The sequence below is a fragment of the Sutterella sp. genome, assembly GCF_052272535.1.
Taxonomy (GTDB): domain Bacteria; phylum Pseudomonadota; class Gammaproteobacteria; order Burkholderiales; family Burkholderiaceae_F; genus Sutterella.
Genome location: NZ_DAVZJY010000290.1, coordinates 1 through 2,557 on the forward strand (window position 1 = coordinate 1; position 2,557 = coordinate 2,557).

Below are 2,557 nucleotides of genomic sequence, written 5' to 3' on the forward strand. Positions count from 1 at the left end.
CCCGCGCCGGGATGCATGAATGGGAAAGGACGGGAAGGCCTCAGGCCTTGGGGGCGGCGGCTTCTTCGAGCGCCTCCAACCGCGCGCGGACCTTCGCCTCGACGGCGGCGGGCGTGAGGCCGAGCATTTCGTAGATCTGCCCCTGCGTGCCCTGCTCGATGAATTCGTCGGGGATGCCGAAGCGCATCACGGGAGCGTCGACCCCGGCGTCGGAGAGGACCTCCATCACCGCGTCGCCGGCGCCCCCCATCAGGACGCCCTCTTCGGCCGTGACGAGCAGGTCATGCGTGCGTGCGGCCTCGAGCACCGCCTCGCGGTCGATGGGCTTGACGAAGCGCATGTCGATGAGCGTGCCGTCCAAATTCTGCGCGACGGGCGCGAGCACGTTCGTCATCGGGCCGAAGCCGAGGAAGGCGACCCGCGCGCCGCGGCGCAGAACGTTGGCGACGCCCACGGGGATCGTTTCGAAGTCTTCTCCCGGATCGACGCCCGGGCCCCTGCCGCGCGGGTAGCGCACGGCCGCGGGCGAATTCATCTCGAAGGCGGTCGTGAGCATCAAGCGCGTCTCGCGCTCGTTCGAGGGCGTCATCACGGTGAGGTTCGGAACGCTCCGGAGTTCGACGAGGTCGAAGACGCCCTGGTGCGTCGCGCCGTCGGCGCCCACGATGCCGCCGCGGTCGATCGCGAACGTCACCGGGAGGTTCTGGAGCGCCACGTCGTGAATCACCTGGTCGATCGCGCGCTGCAGGAAGGTCGAGTAGATCGCCACGACGGGCTTCATGCCGCCGCAGGCGAGGCCCGCGGCGTAGGTGACCGCGTGCTGCTCGGCGATCGCGACGTCGCGGTAGCGGTCGGCGAAGCGCCGCTCGAACTCCACGAGCCCGGAGCCCTCACGCATCGCCGGCGTGATCGCATAGAGGCGCTTGTCGCGCGCGGCCATCGCGCACACCCAGCGGCCGAAGACCTGCGTGTAGGTGGGCTTCGAGGGCGCGCCCGACTTCACGATCCCCACGGCCGGGTCAAAGGGGCCGACGCCGTGGTAGAGGGTCGGGTCGGCCTCCGCGGGCGCATAGCCCTTGCCCTTCATCGTCGCGACGTGCAGCACGAGCGGACGGTCGAGCTTCTTGAGGTTCTTGAGGACCTCAACGAGGGAGCGGACGTCGTGCCCGTCCACCGGGCCGTAGTAGTTGATGTCGAAGACCGAGAAGAGCGCGGACTGAGGCGAGACGAAGCCGATCGTCTGGCGCTCGGCGAGCTTGGCGACCTCCCAGAGCTTCGGGATGGGCTTCATCATGCGCTTGCTCATCTCGCGGGCGCTGTTGAAGGCCTGCGTCGAGACGATCTTCGCGAGGTGCTTGGAGAGCGCGCCCGCCGGGGGCGAAATGGAGCAGTCGTTGTCGTTGAGGATCACGAGGAGCTTCACGCCCTTCTTCCAGACGCCCGCGTCGTTCAAGGCTTCGATCGCCATGCCGCCCGTCAGCGCTCCGTCGCCGATCACGGCGATCGCCCAGCGGTCCTTTTCACCCGCGAGGTGGGAGGCCACCGCCATGCCGAGCGCGGCGGAGATCGACGTGGAGCTGTGCGCCGTGCCGAAGGCGTCGAAGGGCGATTCGTTGCGCTTGGGGAACCCCGAAATGCCGTCGATCTGACGGAGCTTCGCCATGCCCGCCCGCCGTCCGGTGAGGATCTTGTGGGCGTAGGCCTGGTGGCCCACGTCCCAGATCAGCCGGTCGTAGGGCGTGTTGAAGACGTAGTGGATCGCGAGCGCGAGCTCCACGGCGCCGAGCGAGCTCGAGAGGTGGCCGCCCGTCTTCGCAACCGAGCGCACCATGAAGTGCCGCAGCTCGCGGGCGAGCTCCGGCAGCTGCGCCTCCGGAATGCGCCGGAGCGCCTCCACCCCGTCAACCTCGTCGAGGAGCCGGTACTTCATGGGCTCGCCGTAGTTGATGGGTTCCTGATCGTCTTCGTTGGAGTTGTGCCAGAACATGCTTCTCTTTGGGTGGTCTTCCGGGTCCGCACGGCGGACGGGTGAATCGTGCGTCGGGGTTGCGGGCGGAGCCGTCAGTGCGTGCGGTGCACGACGTAGCGGGCGATTTCGGCGAGACGGCGCTCGGATTCCGGCTCGGCGACGGGGTCCGCCGCGGCGAGCCGCAGCCCCTCCAACGCCGCTTCTTCGAGCTCCAGGGCGCGCGCCTGCGCGCCTTCGAGTCCGAGGAGCGACACCCACGTGGGCTTGTCGTCCTTCTCGTCCTTGCCGGCGGTCTTGCCCAAAGTCGCCGTGTCCTGCGTGCAGTCGAGGATGTCGTCCATCACCTGGAAGGCGACGCCCAGGGCCTGCGCATAGCGCACGAGCCCCGACTTCGCGACGTCGCCCAAACGCTCCCAATCGCCCGCCTGCGCGCCCATCAGCACGGAGGCGAGGATCATCGCGCCCGTCTTCATCGCCTGCATCTGCGAGAGCTCGCCTTCGCCGGGGTGCCCCCCCACCATCGCGAGGTCGAGCGCCTGCCCGCCGCACATGCCCCAGACGCCCGCGGCGCGCGCCAGGGTCTGCGCG

The 2,557-nt window shown here is 69.1% G+C and carries 2 protein-coding genes; both read right to left on the bottom strand.

Features of this window, described 5'->3' with window-relative positions:
* Positions 1-40: 40 nt before the first annotated feature.
* The gene (dxs, locus tag ACT6Y9_RS10355; RefSeq protein ID WP_443744473.1) at positions 41-1,930 is read right to left on the bottom strand and encodes a 1-deoxy-D-xylulose-5-phosphate synthase; all 1,890 of its coding nucleotides are present in this window, start codon (positions 1,928-1,930) and stop codon (positions 41-43) included.
* Between the two features lie 131 nt (positions 1,931-2,061).
* Positions 2,062-2,557 (bottom strand): polyprenyl synthetase family protein (locus tag ACT6Y9_RS10360; RefSeq protein WP_443744472.1); only part of this gene is annotated, 496 nt, incomplete at its 5' end.

Bases quoted from the DNA above. Each gene is read 5' to 3' on its own strand.
- dxs (WP_443744473.1), bottom strand. From the start codon at position 1,930: ATGAAGTACCGGCTCCTCGACGAGGTTGACGGGGTGGAGGCGCTCCGG.